Origin of the sequence: Actinomyces sp. ICM58 (genome assembly GCF_000283035.1) — a bacterium.
Classification (GTDB): Bacteria; Actinomycetota; Actinomycetes; order Actinomycetales; family Actinomycetaceae; genus Pauljensenia.
This window is the reverse complement of sequence record NZ_ALIY01000178.1, coordinates 1-18,077: the sequence shown is the minus strand read 5'-3', so window position 1 is coordinate 18,077 and position 18,077 is coordinate 1. Positions and strand designations below refer to the sequence as shown.

Sequence of the window (18,077 nt, the reverse complement as noted above, 5' to 3'; positions counted from 1 at the left end):
TACCGGGCCCGAATGCATCGGTCTCAGTCGAGCGACACAGGCGTCACGCCGTAGGGCGCCAGGCCCGCCACTCCCCCGTCGCGCGCAGTCAGCACGCTGACGCCATCCGCCATGATCGCGATCGAATGCTCCCAGTGAGCGGCGTCGCGGCCGTCAATCGTGCGCACCGTCCACTCGTCGTCATCCGTGCTCGACGCGATGTCTCCGCGGGTCAGCATCGGCTCGACCGCCAGAACCATGCCCGGCTTGAGGCGCGCCTGAATGCCGCGCACGTTGTAGTTCAGAACGTCCGGAGGCATGTGCATCTTGGTGCCGATGCCGTGGCCGACGAACTCCTCGATGATGCCGGCCTCCCAGCCGTTGATGAGAGCGTTCTCCGCGACGACGGTCTCAACCGCCTTGCCGACGGCGCTGATGCGCTTGCCGGTCGCGAGGCCGGCGAGGGCAGCCCACAACGATTCGCGAGTCACCGCGTCGAGCTCGCGGCGCTCGCGCAGCGTCGTCTCGTCGACGCCGGCAATCGCGCCCGACGCGCGGGTACCGGCGGCAAAGTCGGCGTCCTCAATGAAGGACTCGCCGACGATCACGCTAAACGCCGCGTCACCGTGCCACTGCTTGTTCCCACGTTCGACGAACGCGCCGCAGTCGAAGGACACGATGTCGCCAGGGGCCAGCTCGTAGTCGCCGGGGATACCGTGGACAATGACATCGTTGACAGAGATGCACACCGTCGCCGGGTAGCCGTAATAGCCGAGGAAATTCGACGTGGCACCGCCGTCGGCAATGGCCTGGGCGCTCACCTCGTCCAGCTCACGCGTCGTGATACCGGGACGAACCGCGGCGCGCAGCGACTCGTGGATCGATGCGACGACCAGCCCAGCCTCGCGCATCCAGCGCAACTGCTCGACAGACTTAAGCTCGATGTGGGGCATCGCTTACTTCGCCACCGAGTCCAGGATCGCGAAGATGCGCTCCGTTACCTCGTCGATTGAGCCGCGGCCGTCCACGACCTCGAGCAGGTCCTGATCGACGTAGTAGGTCGCCACGGGCTCCGTCTGCTGGTGGTAGACCTCGAGGCGGTGACGCATGACGGGCTCGGTATCATCCGTGCGGTGCTGCTCCTGCGCGCGCTTAAGCATGCGCTCCACGACCTCGTCCTCGTCGACCTGGATCTCCAGGACGACGTCGATGGACTTGCCCAGGTCCAAGAGCATGTCACGCAGGACGTGCGCCTGCTCGACGGAACGGGGGTAGCCGTCCAGGAGGAAGCCGTTCGCCGTATCCGGAGCCGCCAGGCGCGCCTTCACCATGGCGTTCGTGACCGAGTCAGGAACAAACTCGCCGCGGTCCATGTAGGCCTGCGCCTGCTTGCCGATCTCCGTGCCCTCCGCCATGTTCGCGCGGAAGATGTCACCCGTCGAGATGGCGGGAATGTCCAGGCGCTCGGCGATGCGCGAGGCCTGAGTGCCCTTGCCAGCTCCGGGAGGGCCGAGGAGGATGACGACTGTCATTTCAGGAATCCTTCGTAGTGATGCTGCTGCAGCTGAGTGTTGATTTCCTTCACCGTCTGCAGACCAACGCCAATGATGATGAGGAGCGTCGTGCCGCCGAAGGGCATCTGCGAGCTCGACAGCTTCAGCGGGATGATCGCCAGGGACGGCAGGAGGGCGATGATCACCAAGTACAGCGCGCCGGCCGACGTGATTCGGTTGATCACGTAGCGCAGATACTCAGCCGTGGGACGGCCCGCACGGTACCCGGGGATGAAGCCTCCGTACTTCTTCATGTTGTCCGCGACCTCGTCAGGGTTGAACGTGATCGCCGTGTAGAAGAACGTGAAGAACAGTGTCATCAGGGCGTAGATCGTCAGGTAGAACGAGGAGCCCTGCGTGAAGTGCGCCGAAATCCACTGGACCCAGCCGTCCTCGGTCTTGCCAAACTGGGCAATCATCGGAGGCAAGGCCAGGATCGACGACGCGAAGATGACCGGGATAACGCCGGACATGTTGATCTTGAGGGGGATGTAAGTGGTGGTGCCACCATACTGACGACGGCCGATCATACGCTTGGCGTACTGCACCGGGATGCGACGCTGCGCCTGCTCGACATAGACGACTGCGATGGCGACGAGAAGAAGGAGCGCCACGATGGCCGCGACCGAGCCCCACTTGCCGGCCTGACCAATGGAAAGCAGCTGCTCGGGCAGACGGGCGGCGATCGAGGTGAAGATCAGCAGGGACATGCCGTTGCCGATGCCGCGCTCGGTGATGAGCTCGCCAAGCCACATGATGACGCCGGTGCCGGCCATCATGACGATGATCATCATGATGAAGGTCATGACGGAGCGATCACGGATAACGTCCTCGGAGCAGGCCTGGAAGAGCTGCCCGCTGCGGGCCAGCGAGATCGTCGTCGTCGCCTGGAGGATACCCAGGAAAATCGTCAGGTAGCGCGTGTACTGGGTAAGCTTGGCCTGCCCGGTCTGGCCCTCCTTATGCAGGTCGTCAAATCGCGGAATGACGACCCTCAGCAGCTGAATGATAATCGACGCCGTGATATAGGGCATGATGCCCAGCGCGAAGATCGACAGCTGAAGCAGCGCACCACCCGAGAAAAGGTTCACGAGGTCAAGCAGCGAGGCCTGAGACTCCTGCGCCATACAGCGCTGCACGGCCTGCGAGTCGACGCCGGGCGTCGGAATGAACGACCCGAGCCGGAACACGGCCATGATGAACAGGGTAAAGAGCAGCTTCCGACGCAAGTCGGGGGTACGGAACGCCTGGGCAAATGCACCGAGCAAGGCTTCCTCCTACGGGTGATGGGCAGCGGGGCCAAAGCCCCTAGACTGACTTAGCTTACCCGACACGGGTAATAAATGGCGAGATCCAATCATTAATAGAAACGCTCGACCGCGTATTTAACGTCGCGCGGCGCGCGGCGCGCCCACGAACGGGGCGCAAGTCTTTCACCTCAACAAGGCTGTTTGACAACGCTCATCAGGCGAAAGACGGCAAAGACAACGGGGGTGGTCCATGAAGGACCACCCCCGTCTCACCTCAGCGGGCCGAGATGGAACCGCCAGCGGCAGTGATCTTTGCCTCGGCGGAGGACGACCAGGAGTCGACCTCAACCTCGAGCTTCACGCTCAGCTCGCCGGTACCGAGCACCTTGACGGGCGCGGAATCGCGAACGGCGTGCTTGGCGATGAGATCCTCAACCGTGACCTTGCCGCCCTCGGGGAAGAGTTCCCCGAGCTTGCCAACGTTCACGACCTGGTACTCAACGCGGAAGGGGTTCTTGAAGCCGCGAAGCTTCGGCAGACGCATGTGGATCGGCATCTGGCCACCCTCGAAGCCGGCAGCAACCTGGTAACGGGCCTTGGTGCCCTTGGTGCCACGGCCAGCGGTCTTACCCTTCGAACCCTCACCGCGACCCACGCGGGTCTTCGCGGTCTTGGCTCCGGGGGCAGGACGCAGGTGGTGCAGCTTAACGATCTGCGTCTTCTTCGTGGAGTCCGCCATTGTCAGTCGACCTCCTCAGCGGTCACCAGGTGACGCACGGTGCGAACGGCGCCCAAAACGGCGTCCGTCTGCTCACGCACGACACTCTGGCCGATCTTGCGCAGCCCGAGGGTGCGCAGCGTGTCCTTCATGTTCTGCTTCGCGTGAGCAGAGGACTTGACCTGCGTGATCTTGATGTTCTTCGCCATCACTTAGCCTCCCCTGCAGCGGCCTTATCGGCCTCGGCGGCCTCGGCAGCCGCGCGCTTCTCAGCCTCGCCCTCTGCGCGAGCGCGCAGCATGGACGCAGGAGCAACGCGCTCGAGGGGCAGGCCGCGACGAGCGGCGACAGCCTCGGGCTGCTCGAGCTGCTTAAGTGCGTCAACCGTCGCGTGGACGATGTTGATCGCGTTGGACGAGCCCAGCGACTTGGTGAGCACGTCGTGGACGCCCGCGGCCTCCAGGACGGCGCGCACCGGGCCACCGGCGATAACGCCGGTACCGGGGGCGGCCGGACGGAGCAGGACGATACCGGCGGTATCGCGGCCCTGCACCACGTGCGTAATCGTGCGGCGGATCATCGGGACGCGGAAGAAGTTCTTCTTCGCCTCCTCGACGCCCTTAGAAATGGCCTGGGGAACTTCCTTGGCCTTTCCGTAGCCGACGCCCACCGTGCCTTCGCCGTCACCCACGACAACCAGGGCGGTGAAGGAGAAACGACGTCCACCCTTCACGACCTTGGAGACGCGGTTGATCGTCACGACGCGCTCGATGTACTCGTTCTTGTTCTCGTTGTTCCGGCGGTTATCGCGATCGTTGCCGCGGCCGGAGCGGCGCTCACGGCGATCGTTGTTCTCGCCCGCGCCCGAACCGTTCCTGTCTCGCTGCTGTGCAGCCATCAGATGATCTCTCTTTCTTTCGGCTCGTTCACAGCTCGAGTCCGCCCTCACGGGCGGCCTCGGCAACGGCCGCAACGCGACCTGCGTACTTGTTACCACCACGGTCGAAGACGACAGCGGAGATACCGGCGGCCTTCGCACGCTCGGCGATCAGCGCGCCGACCTTGCGAGCCTTGTCGGTCTTCGTGCCCTCGGCGCCAGCGACGTCGGCCTCGATGTCGGAGGCAGACACCAGGGTGTGGCCAACCGTATCGTCGATAACCTGAGCCACCATGTGGCGGTTCGAACGGGTGACGACCAGACGGGGACGCTCGGGCGTGCCGTTGATCTTCTTGCGGAGGCGGAGGTGACGGCGCTTGCGAGCGACGAACTTGCCCTTGCCCTTGATCGAGTAAGCCATCACTTACCAGCCTTTCCGACCTTGCGACGGATGGTCTCGCCCACGTAGTGGATGCCCTTGCCCTTGTAGGGCTCAGGCTTCTTCAGCTTGCGGATGCGAGCAGCGGTCTCACCGACGAGCTGCTTGTCGATTCCGGACACCGTGAACAGCGTCTGGGACTTCGGAGCGATCGTGAACTCGATGCCCTCGGGCGGGGTGATGGTGATCGTGTGGGAGAAGCCCAGGGAGAACTCAAGGTCCTTGCCCTTGGCGACCACGCGGTAACCGGTACCCGTGATCTCGAGATCCTTCTTGTAGCCCTCGGTCACGCCAACGATCATGTTGGCGATCAGGGTGCGGGACAGTCCGTGGAGCGAACGCGAGGTGCGCTCGTCGTTCGGACGCTCGACGACAACCTGGCCTTCGTCGATCTTCGCGGTGATCGGCTCGGCGACAACGTGGCTGAGGGTGCCCTTGGGGCCCTTCACGGTCACGTTCTGGCCGTCGATCACGACGTCGACGCCGGCGGGGATAGCGATGGGGTTCTTACCAATTCGCGACATTGTTCAGCCTCCTCATCACCAGATGTAGGCGAGGACTTCCCCACCCACACCCTTCTCGGCTGCCTGGCGGTCAGTGAGCAGGCCGGAGGACGTGGACAGGATCGCCACGCCGAGGCCGCCGCGGACCTTGGGCAGGTTGGTGGACTTGGCGTACACGCGCAGACCGGGCTTGGACACGCGCTTGAGCCCCTGGATCGCAGCCTCACGGTGCGAGCCGTACTTCAGGTTGATCGTCAGGGTCTTGCCCACGCGGGCATCCTCGACGGAGGTCGAGGCAATGTAGCCTTCCTCGACCAGGATGTTCGCAATCGCGTTCTTGAGCTTCGAGTACGGCATGGAGACCGCATCGTGGTGCGCACGATTCGCGTTGCGCAGACGCGTCAGCATATCTGCAATCGGGTCTGTCATTGTCATGGGGGTTTATTCCCCTTCCTCGTCGCGGTTTCTCCGGTTACCCGGGACCTGCGACGTTCGTTTTACCAGCTGCTCTTGGTGACACCGGGGAGTTCGCCACGGTGGGCGAGCTCGCGCAGGCACACGCGGCACAGTCCGAACTTGCGGTACACCGAGTGCGGACGGCCGCAACGGTTGCACCGGGTGTAGGCACGCACGCCGAACTTCGGCTTGCGGGCAGCCTTGACCTTCAGGGATGTCTTGGCCATGGGTCAGTCCTCCTTGAACGGGAAGCCGAGGTGACGCAGAAGGGCGCGACCCTCTTCGTCGGTGGTGGCCGAGGTGACAACCGTGATGTCCATGCCGCGCACTCGGTCGATCGAGTCCTGGTCGATCTCGTGGAACATCGACTGTTCCGTGAGACCGAAGGTGTAGTTACCGTGACCATCGAACTGCTTGGAGGACAGTCCGCGGAAGTCACGGATACGGGGAAGCGCCGTCGAGAGGAGGCGGTCCAGGAACTCCCACATGCGGTCGCCGCGAAGCGTGACGTGAGCACCGATCGCCTGGCCCTCACGCAGCTTGAACTGCGCGATGGACTTCTTGGCGCGGGTAGTCACGGGCTTCTGGCCGGTGATCGCGGTGAGGTCGCGGATAGCTCCCTCGAGTGCCTTCGAGTCGCGAGCGGCCTCGCCGACACCCATGTTGACGACAATCTTCGTCAGTCCGCCGACCTGCATAACGTTCTCGTGCTTGAACTCAGCACGGAGCGCCTCGCGGATCTCGGAGACGTACTTTTCCTTCAGACGCGGGGCCATGCTCAGATCTCCTTGCCCTGCTCAACGCCGCGCTTCGCGCCGCCACGGGCCACGCGGACTCGGACGGTGCGGGTGCGGCCGCCACGCTCAACGGTGTCCTCGCGGAAACCGACGCGAACGCGCTTCTTGGTCTCGGGGTCGACCAGAGCGACCTTGGACAGGGCGATGGGGGCTTCGATGGTCTCGATGCCGCCGGCGCTGCCCTGCTGGCCCTGGCGCACGTGGCGCGTCTTCAGGTTGATGCCCTCGACGAGGACCTTGCCCTCGGCCGGGAACACCTGGATGACGCGGCCCTGCTTGCCCTTGTCGCCGGGCTTCAAGGGCTCGAGGCCCTCCTCGGCGCGGCGGGCGTTGCGCTTGGCCAGCGCCTTCTCGTCGGACGTGCGTCCGCGAACGACCTCGACGAGGTCATTCTTACGAATCTTGGCTGCCATGGATCAGATCACCTCCGGAGCGAGGGAGACGATACGCATGAACTTCTTGTCGCGCAGCTCGCGGCCCACGGGGCCGAAGATACGCGTGCCACGCGGCTCGCCATTGTTGTTGATGATGACGGCCGCATTCTCGTCGAAACGAATGTAGGAACCGTCGGGGCGGCGGGTTTCCTTACGCGTGCGAACGATCACTGCCTTGACGACTTCGCCCTTCTTGACGTTGCCGCCGGGGATGGCGTCCTTCACGGTGGCGACGATCGTGTCGCCGATACCCGCGTAGCGCCGACCCGAGCCACCGAGAACACGGATGGTCAGGATCTCCTTGGCCCCTGTGTTGTCGGCGACCTTCAGTCGCGACTCCTGCTGGATCATTTTCTATTGACTCCTGTCGTCGTGCCGGTTCTCTTCCGGATTGTTCCGGTCGAGCCTTGCCGAACGGATTTCGGTCTGTGAGCGAAGGTCACTTCGCCTTTTCGAGGATCTCCACAACGCGCCAGCGCTTGGTGGCCGACAGCGGGCGGGTCTCCATGATGAGGACGAGATCGCCGACGCCGCACTCGTTGTGCTCGTCGTGAACCTTGACCTTCTTGTTCTTGCGCATGACCTTGCCGTAGAGGGCGTGCTTGACGCGGTCCTCGATCTGGACGACAACGGTCTTGTCCATCTTGTCGCTGACGACGTAGCCGCGACGGACCTTACGCTCGTTACGAGCGGTGGTTTCTGCCATCAGGCTCACTCCTCAGTGCTCGGGGCGGTGCGGTAGCCAAGCTCCCGCTCACGCGCGATGGTGTAGATCCGGGCAATGTCGCGGCGCACGGTCTTCATGCGACCGTGATCCTCGAGGTTGCCAACGGCCTGCGCGAAACGCAGGTTGAACAGCTCTGCCTTAGCCTTCTCGAGCTCCTTGGACAGCTGGGAGTTGTCCATGGCGTCGAGCTGCTCGGTGGTCAGACCCTTATCTGCCATCAGATGTCACCACCCTCTCGGACCACGAAGCGGGTCTTGATAGGAAGCTTGTGCTGGGCACGGCTGAGGGCCTCGCGAGCGAGCTCCTCCGGGACGCCTGCCAGCTCGAACATGACACGTCCGGGCTTGACGGGGGCAACCCACCACTCCGGAGCACCCTTACCGGAACCCATTCGGGTTTCGGCGGGCTTCTTGGTCAGCGGGCGGTCCGGGAAGATGTTGATCCAGACCTTACCGCCACGCTTGATGTGACGAGTCACGGCGATACGAGCCGCCTCAATCTGACGGTTGGTGATGTACGCACTCTCGAGCGCCTGGATGCCGTAGTCGCCGAACGCCAGTTCGGTGCCACCGGAGGCAAAGCCAGTGCGGTGAGGACGGTGCTGCTTGCGGTACTTAGTCCGACGGGGAATGAGCATTGGGCTCAGGCCTCCGATCCGGTCGTGGGCGCAGCGGCCTCGGAGGCGGTTGCCTCACGGGGAGCCTGCTGCGAAGCGGTCTCCTGGTTGGGGCGTCCACCGCGGCGGGGGCCACGGCGGCCATCGCGGCGGCCGCCACGCTGGGCCTGCTCGGCCTGCTGGCGAGCGAACTCGCGCTCGGTGATGTCGCCCTTGTAGATCCACACCTTGACACCGATGCGACCGAAGGTCGTACGGGCCTCGTGGAATCCGTAGTCGATGTTCGCGCGGAGGGTGTGCAGCGGCACGCGGCCCTCGCGGTAGAACTCGGAGCGGGACATTTCGGCGCCACCCAGACGGCCGGACACCTGGACACGAATGCCCTTGGCGCCGGCGCGCTGCGCGGACTGGATGCCCTTACGCATCGCACGACGGAAGGACACGCGGGCAGCGAGCTGCTCGGCGATGCCCTGCGCAACGAGCTGCGCTTCGAGATCGGGGTTCTTCACCTCGAGGATGTTGAGCTGAACCTGCTTGCCCGTCAGCTTCTCGAGCTGGACGCGCAGGCGGTCGGCCTCGGCGCCACGGCGACCGATGACGATGCCCGGGCGAGCGGTGTGCAGATCGACGCGAACGCGGTCACGCGTGCGCTCGATGCTCACCTCGGCGATGCCGGCGCGCTCGAGATTGTCGGTCAGGAACTTGCGGATCGCGACGTCTTCCGCCACGTAGTCCGCGTAGCGCTGTCCCTTGGTGGTGGAGTCGGAGAACCAGCGAGACCGGTGGTCAGTGGTGATTCCCAGACGGAACCCGCGGGGGTTGACCTTCTGACCCATATCAGCGGTCTCCCTTCTTCTTGTCTTCCTTGGTCCCCACCACGATGGTGATGTGGGAGGTGCGCTTGAGGATACGACCGGCGCGTCCCTGAGCACGGGGACGGATGCGCTTCATGGTCGGGCCCTCGTCCACGTATGCCTCGAGCACAAGCAGATCGGCCTCGTTGAAGGTCTCGCCGGCGTTCTCAGCCTTGACCTTCGAGTTGGCGACTGCGCTCAGCAGCACCTTGCGGACATCGGTGGCGACGGCCTGCGGGGCGAACCGCAGAATGTCGGCGGCCTCCAGAACACGCTTGCCGCGAACCTCGTTCACAACACGGCGGGACTTCTGGGGCGTGACGCGGATGAAACGCGCCTGCGCCTTGGCTTCCATGTATCTGCCTCTTCTTCCGTGGGGCCGGCTCAGCGCCGACGTCCCTTACGATCGTCCTTGTCGTGGCTGCGGAAAGTGCGCGTGGGAGCGAACTCTCCGAGCTTGTGGCCCACCATCGACTCGGTGACGAAAACGGGCACATGCTTACGGCCGTCGTGGACGGCGATGGTCAGGCCCAGGAAGTCCGGGGTGATGACCGAGCGACGCGACCAGGTCTTGATGACGTTCTTCGAGCCGGATTCGTTCGCGGCGTCGACCTTCTTGAGCAGGTGGTCGTCGACGAACGGGCCCTTCTTCAAACTACGCGGCATTTCAATCGACTCCTACTCAGCGGTTCTTGCCGGTCTTGCGACGGCGGACGATCAGACGATCGGACGCCTTCTTCGGACGACGCGTACGGCCCTCGGGCTTGCCCCAAGGCGACACGGGGTGACGACCACCGGACGTGCGGCCTTCACCACCGCCGTGCGGGTGATCGACCGGGTTCATGACGACACCACGGACGTGCGGGCGCTTGCCCTTCCAGCGCATACGGCCGGCCTTGCCCCAGTTGATGTTCGACTGCTCGGCGTTGCCGACCTCGCCGATGGTGGCGCGGCAGGTGGCCTCGACGTTGCGGATCTCGCCGGAGGGCATACGCAGCTGGGCGAAGCGGCCTTCCTTAGCGACAAGCTGCACGGAGGTGCCGGCGGAGCGGGCAATCTTAGCGCCGCCGCCGGGGTAAAGCTCGACGGCGTGCACAACAGTACCCAGGGGGATGTTGCGCAGCTGCAGCGAGTTGCCGGGCTTGATGTCAGCGCCAACGCCAGCCTCGATGTGATCGCCCTGCTTGAGGCCGGTCGGAGCGAGGATGTAGCGCTTCTCGCCGTCCGCGTAGTGCAGGAGGGCGATGCGGGCGGTGCGGTTGGGGTCGTACTCGATGTGAGCGACCGTCGCCGGGACGCCGTCCTTGTCGTGACGACGGAAGTCGATCACGCGGTACTGGCGCTTGTGGCCGCCGCCGCGGTGGCGGGAGGTCACGCGGCCGTTGTTGTTACGACCACCGGTCTTGTGCAGCGGGCGCAGCAGCGACTTCTCGGGGGTGTCGCGCGTGATCTCGACGAAGTCAGAGACGGACGAGAAGCGACGGCCCGGAGTCGTGGGCTTGTACTTGCGAATTCCCATTGTTCAAATGTCCCTTCGGTCCTCAGGCCTGATCGCCGAAGATGTCGATGGTGCCCTCACGCACGGTGACGATGGCACGCTTGACGTCCTTGCGCTTACCGATCCCGTTGCGGGTGCGGTAGGTCTTGCCCTTGCGGTTCTGGGTCGCGATGGAACCGATCTTGACGCTGAAGATACGCTCCAGGGCAATCTTGATCTCGGTCTTGTTCGCGCGGGGGTCAACCTCGAAGGTGTACTTGCCCAGGTCCATCAGGGCGAGCGACTTCTCGGTGGTGACCGGCTTCAGGATGATGTCGCGGGGGTTCTTACCCGCTTCGATCGTGCTCACTTGGTCTCCTCCTTGGTACCGAGGAAGGACTCAAGGGCGGCCTGCGTGAAGACGATGTCGTCGGCGTCCAGGACGTCGTACGTGTTCAGCTGGTCGGCCCACAGGACGTGAACCTCGGGAACGTTGCGCAGGGACAGCGCGGTCAGTTCGTTGCCACGCTCGAGGACGACGAGAGCCTGACGGTCCTCGACGATCGCGCGCAGAGCGGCGAGAGCGGCCTTGGTCGAAGGCTTGTCGCCTTCGAACAGGGCGGTGACAACGTGGATGCGGTCGGCGCGCGCACGGTCGGACAGAGCGGAGCGCAGGGCGCCCTGCTTCATCTTCTTGGGGGTGCGCTGGTCGTAGTCACGCGGCTGAGGGCCGTGGACGATGCCGCCACCGGTGAAGTGAGGCGCACGGATGGAGCCCTGGCGGGCGTTACCGGTGCCCTTCTGGCGGAACGGCTTCTTGCCGCCGCCAGCGACCTCACCGCGGGTCTTCGTCGCGTGCGTGCCCTGACGGGCGGCCGCAAGCTGAGCGACGACAACCTGGTGCATCAGCGGAATGTTGGTGGGAACGTCAAAGATGGACCCGGGGAGGACGACGGAGCCCGCCTTCTTGCCCTCGAGGTCGATGACGTCGACGTTACGATCGTCAGCCATGATCACGCACCCTTCACGGAGGAGCGAACCAGGACCACGCCGTTCTTGGGGCCCGGGATGGCGCCGCTGATGAGCAGCAGGCCCTTCTCGGTGTCCACGGCCTGGATCGTCAGGTTCTGAACAGTACGACGGTTGCCACCCATGCGGCCGGCCATGCGCAGGCCCTTGAAGATGCGACCGGGGGTTGCGCAGGCGCCGATGGAACCGGGCTTGCGGTGGTTGCGGTGCGCACCGTGGGAGGCGGAAACGCCGGCGAAGCCGTGACGCTTCATGACGCCGGCGAAGCCCTTGCCCTTGGTGGTGCCGGAAACGTCGACGGACTGGCCTGCCTCGAAGGTGGCGGCGTCGAGTTCCTGGCCGAGCTCGTAGGAGTCGTGCTCGGAGGTGCGGACCTCGGCGAGGTGGCGACGGGGGGCAACCCCGGCCTTCTCGAAGTGGCCCTGCAGGGGCTTGGTGACCTTACGGGAGTCGATCTCGCCGAAGCCAAGCTGGATAGCGGAGTAGCCGTCGACCTCTTCGGTGCGAACCTGGGTGACGACGTTGGTGCCGACCTGCACGACAGTCAGGGGCACGAGGTGGCCGTCGGCGTCCCACACCTGGGTCATGCCGATCTTGCGGCCGAGCAGCGCCTTGATGGGCGCGGCAGCGTGCTGCTTCTTGTTAGTCATTGCAGATGTCCTCAGAGCTTGATCTCGATGTTGACGTCCGCAGGCAGGTCGAGGCGCATGAGCGAGTCGACGGCCTTGGGGGTCGGGTCGATGATGTCGATGAGCCGCTTGTGCGTGCGCATTTCAAAGTGCTCGCGGCTGTCCTTGTACTTGTGGGGCGACCGAATAACGACAAACACGTTCTTCTCGGTCGGCAGCGGCACCGGGCCCACGACCGTGGCGCCAGCACGCTGTACGGTGTCCACGATCTTGCGCGCGGAGCTGTCGATGACCTCGTGGTCATACGACTTGAGCCGGATGCGGATCTTCTGTCCCGCCATGCCGTCTTACCTCTTCTCGTACAGATTCGCCGCCGGTCCCCGCACTCGGGCGTGTCGCAGCCGTTGTGCTCGCGATTGCTCGCGATGGACCGACGTCTTGTCCAAAGATCTTGGGCATATTGCCCGATCCATGCGCGATGGCACGCATGGACCACCCCAGAGACGCTGGGGCATCCGTACCATTCTGTCAGAGTTCCACCCGCGAGTACAAACCCAAGGGTGCATTCTCGCATGTGAAACCACCGACAGAGTGGCGGCAGTTCAGACCGGGGCTACAGATAGCAGCCCGACCGTCACCAAGAAACTACCGTACCCCGCACTCGGGCGTGTCGCAACCGGGCATTGGTCACAACGAAGGGACGAGGCCGTGGCACAGCCGCGCGAGTACGCGGTGTTTCGTGGATCAACAGGAACCACTCCCCTCACGGTGGTCACAGAGCTCACAGACCGGTGGCACGCGCTGTTCACACCAACGATGCCGCGCATCGGGTAATCCGAACCACCGAGAACAGCGAAGGGCCCCGCCTCTCATAAGAGGCGGGGCCCTCAATGCCGCTGGATCAGCAGCGAATCATATCTGAGTAGAACTCAGCGGGTGATTCACTTGATGATCTTGGTGACACGACCGGAACCAACGGTGCGGCCACCCTCACGGATAGCGAAGCCGAGGCCGGGCTCCATGGCGATGGGCTGGATCAGCTGCACGGAGATCTCGGTGGTGTCGCCAGGCATGACCATGTCGGTGCCCTCGGGGAGGGTGATGACGCCGGTCACGTCCGTGGTACGGAAGTAGAACTGCGGACGGTAGTTCGAGAAGAAGGGGTTGTGGCGGCCGCCCTCTTCCTTCTTGAGGATGTAGACCTGGCCCTCGAACTCGGTGTGGGGCGTGATGGAGCCGGGGACGGCCACAACCTGGCCGCGCTCGACCTCGTCGCGCTTGGTGCCACGGAGGAGCAGACCACAGTTCTCGCCAGCCCAGGCCTCGTCCATGGACTTGTGGAACATCTCGATGCCGGTAACCGTGGTCTTCTGGGGCTCACGGATACCGAGGATCTCGACCTCGGAGTTGATGGGCAGCTTGCCACGCTCAACACGACCGGTGACGACGGTGCCACGACCGGTGATCGTGAAGACGTCCTCGATCGGCATGAGGAAGGGCTTGTCCATGTCGCGCTCGGGGGTGGGGATGTAGGTATCCACCGCATCCATGAGCTCCTCGACCTTGGCAACCCACTCCGGGTCTCCCTCGAGGGCCTTGAGAGCGGACACCTGGATGATCGGGGCGTCGCGGTCGAAGTCCTGGGACTCGAGCAGGTCGCGGCACTCTTCCTCGACCAGTTCCATCATTTCCTCGTCGTCGACCATGTCGGACTTGTTGAGGGCGATGAGGATGGTGGGGACGCCGACCTGACGGGCGAGCAGAACGTGCTCGCGGGTCTGGGCCATGGGGCCGTCGGTGGCGGCGACCACGAGGATCGCGCCGTCCATCTGGGCAGCGCCGGTGATCATGTTCTTGACGTAGTCAGCGTGGCCGGGGGCGTCAACGTGCGCGTAGTGACGCGCCTCGGTCTGGTACTCGACGTGGGAGACGTTGATCGTGATGCCACGATCGCGCTCCTCGGGAGCGTTGTCGACCTGATCGAAGGGGGTGTACTCGTTCAGATCGGGGTACTTGTCGTGCAGCACCTTGGTGATAGCTGCCGTCAGCGTCGTCTTGCCGTGGTCAACGTGACCAATCGTGCCGATGTTGACGTGCGGCTTGGTGCGCTCAAACTTGGCCTTCGCCACTTGTGTCCTCCTGGACTCGGGTAGATATTCTCAGCCTACGGCTAGGTGTCAGCTTAACACCACTGGGGCTTGAGACCTACTGGGTTTACTTGTGTGTGAGGCGGCTCGCAGGGGCAGGTCACCCTGCCCCCACGAGCCCCCGGTGGGACTCAGTTGCCCCGAGACTTGCCGACGATCTCATCCGCGACCGCGCGCGGAACCTCGGCGTAGCTGTCGAACTCCATGGAGTAGACAGCGCGGCCCTGCGTCTTGGAGCGCAGGTCGCCCACGTATCCGAACATCTCGGACAGCGGCACCTGAGCCTTCACGACGCGGACGCCGTGCTGCTCATCCATCGAGGAGATCTGGCCACGACGGGAGTTGAGGTCGCCGATGACGTCGCCCATGTACTCCTCGGGAGTACGGACCTCGACGGCCATGATGGGCTCGAGGAGGACGGGGTTCGCCTTCTTAGCAGCTTCCTTCAGCGCCATCGAGCCAGCAACCTTGAACGCCATTTCGGAGGAGTCAACCTCGTGGTAGGCGCCGTCCAGCAGCGTGGCCTTGATGTCGACCATCGGGTATCCGGCGAGAACGCCGGACTGCATGGCGTCCTTGATGCCCGCGTCGACCGACGGGATGTACTCGCGAGGAACGCGGCCACCGGTAACCTTGTCCTCGAACATGTACTCTTCCTCGGAGTCGGCCGGGAGGGGCTCCAGGGCGATGATGACACGCGCGAACTGGCCGGAACCACCGGTCTGCTTCTTGTGCGTGTACTCGTACTTCTCGACCTTCTTGCGGATGGTCTCGCGGTAGGCGACCATCGGGTTACCCACGTTGGCCTCGACCTTGAACTCGCGACGCATACGGTCGACGATGATGTCGAGGTGGAGCTCACCCATACCACCGATGATGGTCTGGCCGGTCTCGGCGTCGAGCTCGACGGTGAACGTCGGGTCCTCTTCCGCCAGCTTCTGGATGGCGACGCCCATCTTCTCCTGGTCGGCCTTCGACTTGGGCTCGACGGCGACCTGGATAACGGGGGCGGGGAACGTCATCGACTCGAGAACGATCGGCTTGTCCATCGCGGCCAGCGTGTCACCGGTCGTGGTGTCCTTGAGGCCGATCACCGCGTAGATGTGGCCAGCGTGCGCCACCTCAACGGGGTTCTCCTTGTTCGAGTGCATCTGGAAGATCTTACCGATGCGCTCCTTCTTGCCCTTGGTCGAGTTAAGGACCTGGGCGCCGGACTCGACCTTACCGGAGTAGACGCGGATGAAGGTGAGCTTGCCGTAGAAGGGGTGAGCGGCGATCTTGAACGCCAGAGCGGAGAACGGCTCGTTCTCGTCGGGCTTGCGGACCTCGGTCTCTTCCTCGGTCTCAGAGCCGGGGAGGAAGCCGCGAACGTCGCCGATGTCGAGCGGGGAGGGCAGGAAGTCCACGACAGCGTCGAGGACGGGCTGCACGCCCATGTTGCGCAGAGCGGTACCGCAGTAGACGGGGAACGCGCGCGAGGAGATGGTCAGGAGGCGGATGCCTTCCTTGATCTGCTCGAGCGTGAGCTCGCCGTTCTCCAGGTACGCCTCGGTCAGCTCGTCGGAGCCCTCGGCGGCGGCCTCAACGAGTGCCTCGCGGTACTCCTCGGCCTGCTCCTGGTACTCCTCCGGGATGGGGCCGCGCTCGACGATGGAGCCGAGCGTGTCGTTGCCCTTGTCGTCCTTGGCCGGGTAGGTCAGGGCCTCCATGGTCAGCAGGTCGATGTTGCCGACGAAGTCGTTCTCGGCGCCCATCGGGAGCTGCATGACGATCGGGGTCGCGTGCAGGCGGTCGCGAATGGTACCAACCGAGAAGTAGAAGTCGGCGCCCATCTTGTCCATCTTGTTGATGAAGCAGATACGCGGGACGTCGTACTTGTCAGCCTGACGCCACACGGTCTCGGACTGGGGCTCAACGCCCTCCTTGCCGTCGAACACGGCGACGGCGCCGTCGAGGACGCGCAGCGAGCGCTCAACCTCAACGGTGAAGTCAACGTGACCGGGGGTGTCGATGATGTTGATCTGGTTACCGTTCCAGAAAGAGGTGACGGCGGCGGACGTAATCGTGATGCCGCGTTCCTTTTCCTGTTCCATCCAGTCGGTCGTCGAGGCGCCATCGTGCGTCTCGCCGATCTTGTAGTTGATGCCCGTGTAGAACAGGATGCGTTCCGTCACGGTCGTCTTGCCGGCATCGATGTGAGCCATGATGCCAATGTTGCGGACCTTGTTGAGATCCGTCAGCACCTCTAGTGCCACGAGTGTGGTTCCTTCGTTCGAAGTAATGGGTGTTCTTGCTGCGTGAGACGAGGCCCGGTTGCCCAGGCCTCGTCTTTAAATCACCAGCGGTAGTGCGCGAAGGCGCGGTTGGACTCAGCCATCTTGTGCATGTCCTCACGGCGCTTCACAGCGGCACCGAGGCCGTTGGAGGCGTCGAGGATCTCGTTGGCGAGACGCTCGGTCATGGTCTTCTCGCGGCGCTGACGCGAGAAGTCGACCAGCCAGCGCAGGGCCAGCGTCGTGGCGCGCGCGGGGCGAACCTCGACGGGGACCTGGTAGGTCGCGCCGCCGACGCGGCGGGAGCGGACCTCGAGGGCCGGGCGAATGTTCTCGAGAGCGCGCTTGAGCACGGAGACGGGCTCCTGCTCGGTGCGCTCGCGAACGGTTTCAAGTGCGCCGTAGACGATGCGCTCGGCGACGGTCTTCTTGCCGTCGAGGAGGACGCGGTTGACCAGCTGGGTCACGACCTTGGAGCCGTAGACCGGGTCATCGACGAGGGGGCGACGGGGAGCGGGGCCCTTACGAGGCATTACTTCTTCTCCTTCTTCGCGCCGTAACGGGAACGAGCCTGCTGACGGCCGCGGACACCCTGGGTGTCGAGCGAGCCGCGGACGATGCGGTAACGCACGCCGGGCAGGTCCTTCACACGACCACCGCGCACGAGCACGATCGAGTGCTCCTGCAGGTTGTGGCCCTCACCGGGGATGTACGCGGTGACTTCGATGCCGGACGAAAGGCGCACACGAGCGACCTTTCGCAGAGCCGAGTTCGGCTTCTTCGGCGTGGTGGTGTACACGCGGGTGCACACGCCGCGACGCTGGGGGGAGCCCTTCAGCGCGGGGGTCTTCACCTTCGCGCGCTTCGAGACACGTCCCTTGCGGACGAGCTGCTGAATGGTAGGCACTGGGTCTCCAGTTTCTTTCCGTCGGCGGCCTCCCCTCACGTCGAGGGGTGGCCCTGATTGTCAGTCTTCCGCGACTGCGCAACCCCCATGTGGGCACACGTGTCCGCTGGGGGCCGGCGCGCCATGATAACCGCGAGGGTCAGAGAATGACGCCCGGAGCTCCGACGGACGGAGCCCGCTCCCGGTTTCCCGGGCACAGAGGTTCCACAGAGGCGGGAACCACCCTCAAGGATAGTGGGAAACGTCGCCGTTCGTCAAAGGGGCTGACGTGTGGTTCCCCCCTCATCGACGAGGCCGGGGCCGGGCACCGCTCGCAGCGTGTCGCCCCGCAGTGTGTCGCCCCGCAGTGTGTCGCCCCGCAGGGCCAGGCGTCCGATGCGCACAGGTCGGCGCACACCGTGTTCACATGCGC

General features: G+C 64.3%; 28 protein-coding genes. All 28 read right to left on the bottom strand.

Annotated elements, in window-relative coordinates; translation table 11 throughout:
• Positions 1 to 23: 23 nt before the first annotated feature.
• Positions 24 to 932, bottom strand: coding sequence for a type I methionyl aminopeptidase (locus tag HMPREF1138_RS08105; protein ID WP_009058556.1), 909 nt, complete (start codon positions 930 to 932; stop codon positions 24 to 26).
• Between the two features lie 3 nt (positions 933 to 935).
• Entirely contained in the window at positions 936 to 1,511 is a 576-nt protein-coding gene (locus HMPREF1138_RS08100) for an adenylate kinase (protein WP_009058555.1), read from the bottom strand.
• Positions 1,508 to 2,800, bottom strand: coding sequence for a preprotein translocase subunit SecY (gene secY / locus HMPREF1138_RS08095; RefSeq protein WP_009058560.1), 1,293 nt, complete (start codon positions 2,798 to 2,800; stop codon positions 1,508 to 1,510). The genes HMPREF1138_RS08100 and secY overlap by 4 nt, the downstream gene beginning before the upstream one ends.
• Positions 2,801 to 3,056: 256 nt before the next feature.
• Positions 3,057 to 3,521 carry a 50S ribosomal protein L15 gene (rplO, locus tag HMPREF1138_RS08090; protein WP_009058534.1) on the bottom strand — a complete coding sequence of 155 codons (465 nt, stop codon included), beginning with the start codon at positions 3,519 to 3,521 and terminating at the stop codon, positions 3,057 to 3,059.
• Positions 3,522 to 3,523: 2 nt separating this feature from the next.
• On the bottom strand, positions 3,524 to 3,709 hold the full coding sequence (gene rpmD, locus HMPREF1138_RS08085; protein WP_016460322.1) for a 50S ribosomal protein L30: 186 nt from the start codon (positions 3,707 to 3,709) through the stop codon (positions 3,524 to 3,526).
• Entirely contained in the window at positions 3,709 to 4,398 is a 690-nt protein-coding gene (gene rpsE, locus HMPREF1138_RS08080) for a 30S ribosomal protein S5 (RefSeq protein ID WP_009054680.1), read from the bottom strand. The genes rpmD and rpsE overlap by 1 nt, the downstream gene beginning before the upstream one ends.
• A gap of 28 nt (positions 4,399 to 4,426) precedes the next feature.
• Complete coding sequence (gene rplR, locus HMPREF1138_RS08075; RefSeq protein ID WP_009649074.1) at positions 4,427 to 4,798, bottom strand: 50S ribosomal protein L18; 372 nt, start codon at positions 4,796 to 4,798, stop codon at positions 4,427 to 4,429.
• Positions 4,798 to 5,340 carry a 50S ribosomal protein L6 gene (gene rplF / locus HMPREF1138_RS08070; protein WP_009058561.1) on the bottom strand — a complete coding sequence of 181 codons (543 nt, stop codon included), beginning with the start codon at positions 5,338 to 5,340 and terminating at the stop codon, positions 4,798 to 4,800. Before rplF ends, rplR begins: the two co-directional genes overlap by 1 nt.
• A gap of 15 nt (positions 5,341 to 5,355) precedes the next feature.
• Entirely contained in the window at positions 5,356 to 5,754 is a 399-nt protein-coding gene (rpsH, locus tag HMPREF1138_RS08065) for a 30S ribosomal protein S8 (protein WP_009054660.1), read from the bottom strand.
• Between the two features lie 62 nt (positions 5,755 to 5,816).
• Positions 5,817 to 6,002, bottom strand: coding sequence for a type Z 30S ribosomal protein S14 (locus tag HMPREF1138_RS08060; protein ID WP_003790603.1), 186 nt, complete (start codon positions 6,000 to 6,002; stop codon positions 5,817 to 5,819).
• 3 nt (positions 6,003 to 6,005) lie between these two features.
• Positions 6,006 to 6,551 (bottom strand): 50S ribosomal protein L5, encoded by a 546-nt coding sequence (rplE, locus tag HMPREF1138_RS08055; protein WP_009058550.1) that lies wholly within the window; start codon positions 6,549 to 6,551, stop codon positions 6,006 to 6,008.
• A 2-nt stretch (positions 6,552 to 6,553) separates the two neighbouring features.
• On the bottom strand, positions 6,554 to 6,985 hold the full coding sequence (gene rplX / locus HMPREF1138_RS08050; protein ID WP_009058554.1) for a 50S ribosomal protein L24: 432 nt from the start codon (positions 6,983 to 6,985) through the stop codon (positions 6,554 to 6,556).
• A 3-nt stretch (positions 6,986 to 6,988) separates the two neighbouring features.
• A complete protein-coding gene (gene rplN, locus HMPREF1138_RS08045) occupies positions 6,989 to 7,357 on the bottom strand; it encodes a 50S ribosomal protein L14 (RefSeq protein ID WP_003790609.1) in 369 nt (122 codons plus the stop codon).
• Between the two features lie 88 nt (positions 7,358 to 7,445).
• Entirely contained in the window at positions 7,446 to 7,712 is a 267-nt protein-coding gene (gene rpsQ / locus HMPREF1138_RS08040; protein ID WP_003790611.1) for a 30S ribosomal protein S17, read from the bottom strand.
• 5 nt (positions 7,713 to 7,717) lie between these two features.
• Positions 7,718 to 7,951, bottom strand: a complete 234-nt coding sequence (gene rpmC / locus HMPREF1138_RS08035) for a 50S ribosomal protein L29 (RefSeq protein ID WP_003790613.1) — start codon at positions 7,949 to 7,951, stop codon at positions 7,718 to 7,720.
• Positions 7,951 to 8,370, bottom strand: a complete 420-nt coding sequence (gene rplP / locus HMPREF1138_RS08030) for a 50S ribosomal protein L16 (RefSeq protein ID WP_009058543.1) — start codon at positions 8,368 to 8,370, stop codon at positions 7,951 to 7,953. Before rplP ends, rpmC begins: the two co-directional genes overlap by 1 nt.
• A 5-nt stretch (positions 8,371 to 8,375) precedes the next feature.
• Positions 8,376 to 9,185 carry a 30S ribosomal protein S3 gene (gene rpsC / locus HMPREF1138_RS08025; RefSeq protein ID WP_009058540.1) on the bottom strand — a complete coding sequence of 270 codons (810 nt, stop codon included), beginning with the start codon at positions 9,183 to 9,185 and terminating at the stop codon, positions 8,376 to 8,378.
• 1 nt (position 9,186) lies between these two features.
• A complete protein-coding gene (gene rplV / locus HMPREF1138_RS08020; protein WP_003790620.1) occupies positions 9,187 to 9,558 on the bottom strand; it encodes a 50S ribosomal protein L22 in 372 nt (123 codons plus the stop codon).
• Between the two features lie 29 nt (positions 9,559 to 9,587).
• Positions 9,588 to 9,869 carry a 30S ribosomal protein S19 gene (gene rpsS / locus HMPREF1138_RS08015; protein WP_003790621.1) on the bottom strand — a complete coding sequence of 94 codons (282 nt, stop codon included), beginning with the start codon at positions 9,867 to 9,869 and terminating at the stop codon, positions 9,588 to 9,590.
• Positions 9,870 to 9,885: 16 nt separating this feature from the next.
• Complete coding sequence (gene rplB / locus HMPREF1138_RS08010; RefSeq protein WP_009058541.1) at positions 9,886 to 10,722, bottom strand: 50S ribosomal protein L2; 837 nt, start codon at positions 10,720 to 10,722, stop codon at positions 9,886 to 9,888.
• 22 nt (positions 10,723 to 10,744) lie between these two features.
• Positions 10,745 to 11,050 (bottom strand): 50S ribosomal protein L23, encoded by a 306-nt coding sequence (rplW, locus tag HMPREF1138_RS08005; RefSeq protein WP_009058549.1) that lies wholly within the window; start codon positions 11,048 to 11,050, stop codon positions 10,745 to 10,747.
• The gene (gene rplD / locus HMPREF1138_RS08000; protein WP_034480451.1) at positions 11,047 to 11,691 is read right to left on the bottom strand and encodes a 50S ribosomal protein L4; all 645 of its coding nucleotides are present in this window, start codon (positions 11,689 to 11,691) and stop codon (positions 11,047 to 11,049) included. Before rplD ends, rplW begins: the two co-directional genes overlap by 4 nt.
• A gap of 2 nt (positions 11,692 to 11,693) precedes the next feature.
• Positions 11,694 to 12,359, bottom strand: coding sequence for a 50S ribosomal protein L3 (gene rplC, locus HMPREF1138_RS07995; RefSeq protein WP_009058547.1), 666 nt, complete (start codon positions 12,357 to 12,359; stop codon positions 11,694 to 11,696).
• A gap of 11 nt (positions 12,360 to 12,370) precedes the next feature.
• Entirely contained in the window at positions 12,371 to 12,679 is a 309-nt protein-coding gene (gene rpsJ / locus HMPREF1138_RS07990) for a 30S ribosomal protein S10 (RefSeq protein WP_003790631.1), read from the bottom strand.
• Positions 12,680 to 13,279: 600 nt separating this feature from the next.
• Positions 13,280 to 14,467 carry an elongation factor Tu gene (tuf, locus tag HMPREF1138_RS07985; RefSeq protein WP_009058557.1) on the bottom strand — a complete coding sequence of 396 codons (1,188 nt, stop codon included), beginning with the start codon at positions 14,465 to 14,467 and terminating at the stop codon, positions 13,280 to 13,282.
• Positions 14,468 to 14,616: 149 nt separating this feature from the next.
• Positions 14,617 to 16,740, bottom strand: coding sequence for an elongation factor G (gene fusA, locus HMPREF1138_RS07980; RefSeq protein ID WP_009058545.1), 2,124 nt, complete (start codon positions 16,738 to 16,740; stop codon positions 14,617 to 14,619).
• An 80-nt stretch (positions 16,741 to 16,820) separates the two neighbouring features.
• Positions 16,821 to 17,291, bottom strand: coding sequence for a 30S ribosomal protein S7 (rpsG, locus tag HMPREF1138_RS07975; protein WP_003790637.1), 471 nt, complete (start codon positions 17,289 to 17,291; stop codon positions 16,821 to 16,823).
• A complete protein-coding gene (rpsL, locus tag HMPREF1138_RS07970) occupies positions 17,291 to 17,665 on the bottom strand; it encodes a 30S ribosomal protein S12 (RefSeq protein WP_003790639.1) in 375 nt (124 codons plus the stop codon). Before rpsL ends, rpsG begins: the two co-directional genes overlap by 1 nt.
• Positions 17,666 to 18,077: the final 412 nt, after the last annotated feature.

Bases quoted from the DNA above. Each gene is read 5' to 3' on its own strand.
- rplP (WP_009058543.1), bottom strand. From the start codon at position 8,370: ATGCTCATTCCCCGTCGGACTAAGTACCGCAAGCAGCACCGTCCTCAC.
- HMPREF1138_RS08060 (WP_003790603.1), bottom strand. From the start codon at position 6,002: ATGGCCAAGACATCCCTGAAGGTCAAGGCTGCCCGCAAGCCGAAGTTC.
- HMPREF1138_RS08105 (WP_009058556.1), bottom strand. From the start codon at position 932: ATGCCCCACATCGAGCTTAAGTCTGTCGAGCAGTTGCGCTGGATGCGC.
- rplV (WP_003790620.1), bottom strand. From the start codon at position 9,558: ATGGAAGCCAAGGCGCAGGCGCGTTTCATCCGCGTCACGCCCCAGAAG.
- rplN (WP_003790609.1), bottom strand. From the start codon at position 7,357: ATGATCCAGCAGGAGTCGCGACTGAAGGTCGCCGACAACACAGGGGCC.
- rplO (WP_009058534.1), bottom strand. From the start codon at position 3,521: ATGGCGGACTCCACGAAGAAGACGCAGATCGTTAAGCTGCACCACCTG.
- rplX (WP_009058554.1), bottom strand. From the start codon at position 6,985: ATGGCAGCCAAGATTCGTAAGAATGACCTCGTCGAGGTCGTTCGCGGA.
- rplC (WP_009058547.1), bottom strand. From the start codon at position 12,359: ATGACTAACAAGAAGCAGCACGCTGCCGCGCCCATCAAGGCGCTGCTC.
- rpsE (WP_009054680.1), bottom strand. From the start codon at position 4,398: ATGGCTGCACAGCAGCGAGACAGGAACGGTTCGGGCGCGGGCGAGAAC.
- rplE (WP_009058550.1), bottom strand. From the start codon at position 6,551: ATGGCCCCGCGTCTGAAGGAAAAGTACGTCTCCGAGATCCGCGAGGCG.
- rplD (WP_034480451.1), bottom strand. From the start codon at position 11,691: ATGGCTGACGATCGTAACGTCGACGTCATCGACCTCGAGGGCAAGAAG.
- rpmC (WP_003790613.1), bottom strand. From the start codon at position 7,951: ATGGCAGATAAGGGTCTGACCACCGAGCAGCTCGACGCCATGGACAAC.
- rpsC (WP_009058540.1), bottom strand. From the start codon at position 9,185: ATGGGTCAGAAGGTCAACCCCCGCGGGTTCCGTCTGGGAATCACCACT.
- rpsH (WP_009054660.1), bottom strand. From the start codon at position 5,754: ATGACAATGACAGACCCGATTGCAGATATGCTGACGCGTCTGCGCAAC.
- HMPREF1138_RS08100 (WP_009058555.1), bottom strand. From the start codon at position 1,511: ATGACAGTCGTCATCCTCCTCGGCCCTCCCGGAGCTGGCAAGGGCACT.
- rpmD (WP_016460322.1), bottom strand. From the start codon at position 3,709: ATGGCGAAGAACATCAAGATCACGCAGGTCAAGTCCTCTGCTCACGCG.
- rplF (WP_009058561.1), bottom strand. From the start codon at position 5,340: ATGTCGCGAATTGGTAAGAACCCCATCGCTATCCCCGCCGGCGTCGAC.
- rpsQ (WP_003790611.1), bottom strand. From the start codon at position 7,712: ATGGCAGAAACCACCGCTCGTAACGAGCGTAAGGTCCGTCGCGGCTAC.
- rplB (WP_009058541.1), bottom strand. From the start codon at position 10,722: ATGGGAATTCGCAAGTACAAGCCCACGACTCCGGGCCGTCGCTTCTCG.
- rpsJ (WP_003790631.1), bottom strand. From the start codon at position 12,679: ATGGCGGGACAGAAGATCCGCATCCGGCTCAAGTCGTATGACCACGAG.
- rpsG (WP_003790637.1), bottom strand. From the start codon at position 17,291: ATGCCTCGTAAGGGCCCCGCTCCCCGTCGCCCCCTCGTCGATGACCCG.
- rpsS (WP_003790621.1), bottom strand. From the start codon at position 9,869: ATGCCGCGTAGTTTGAAGAAGGGCCCGTTCGTCGACGACCACCTGCTC.
- rplR (WP_009649074.1), bottom strand. From the start codon at position 4,798: ATGGCTTACTCGATCAAGGGCAAGGGCAAGTTCGTCGCTCGCAAGCGC.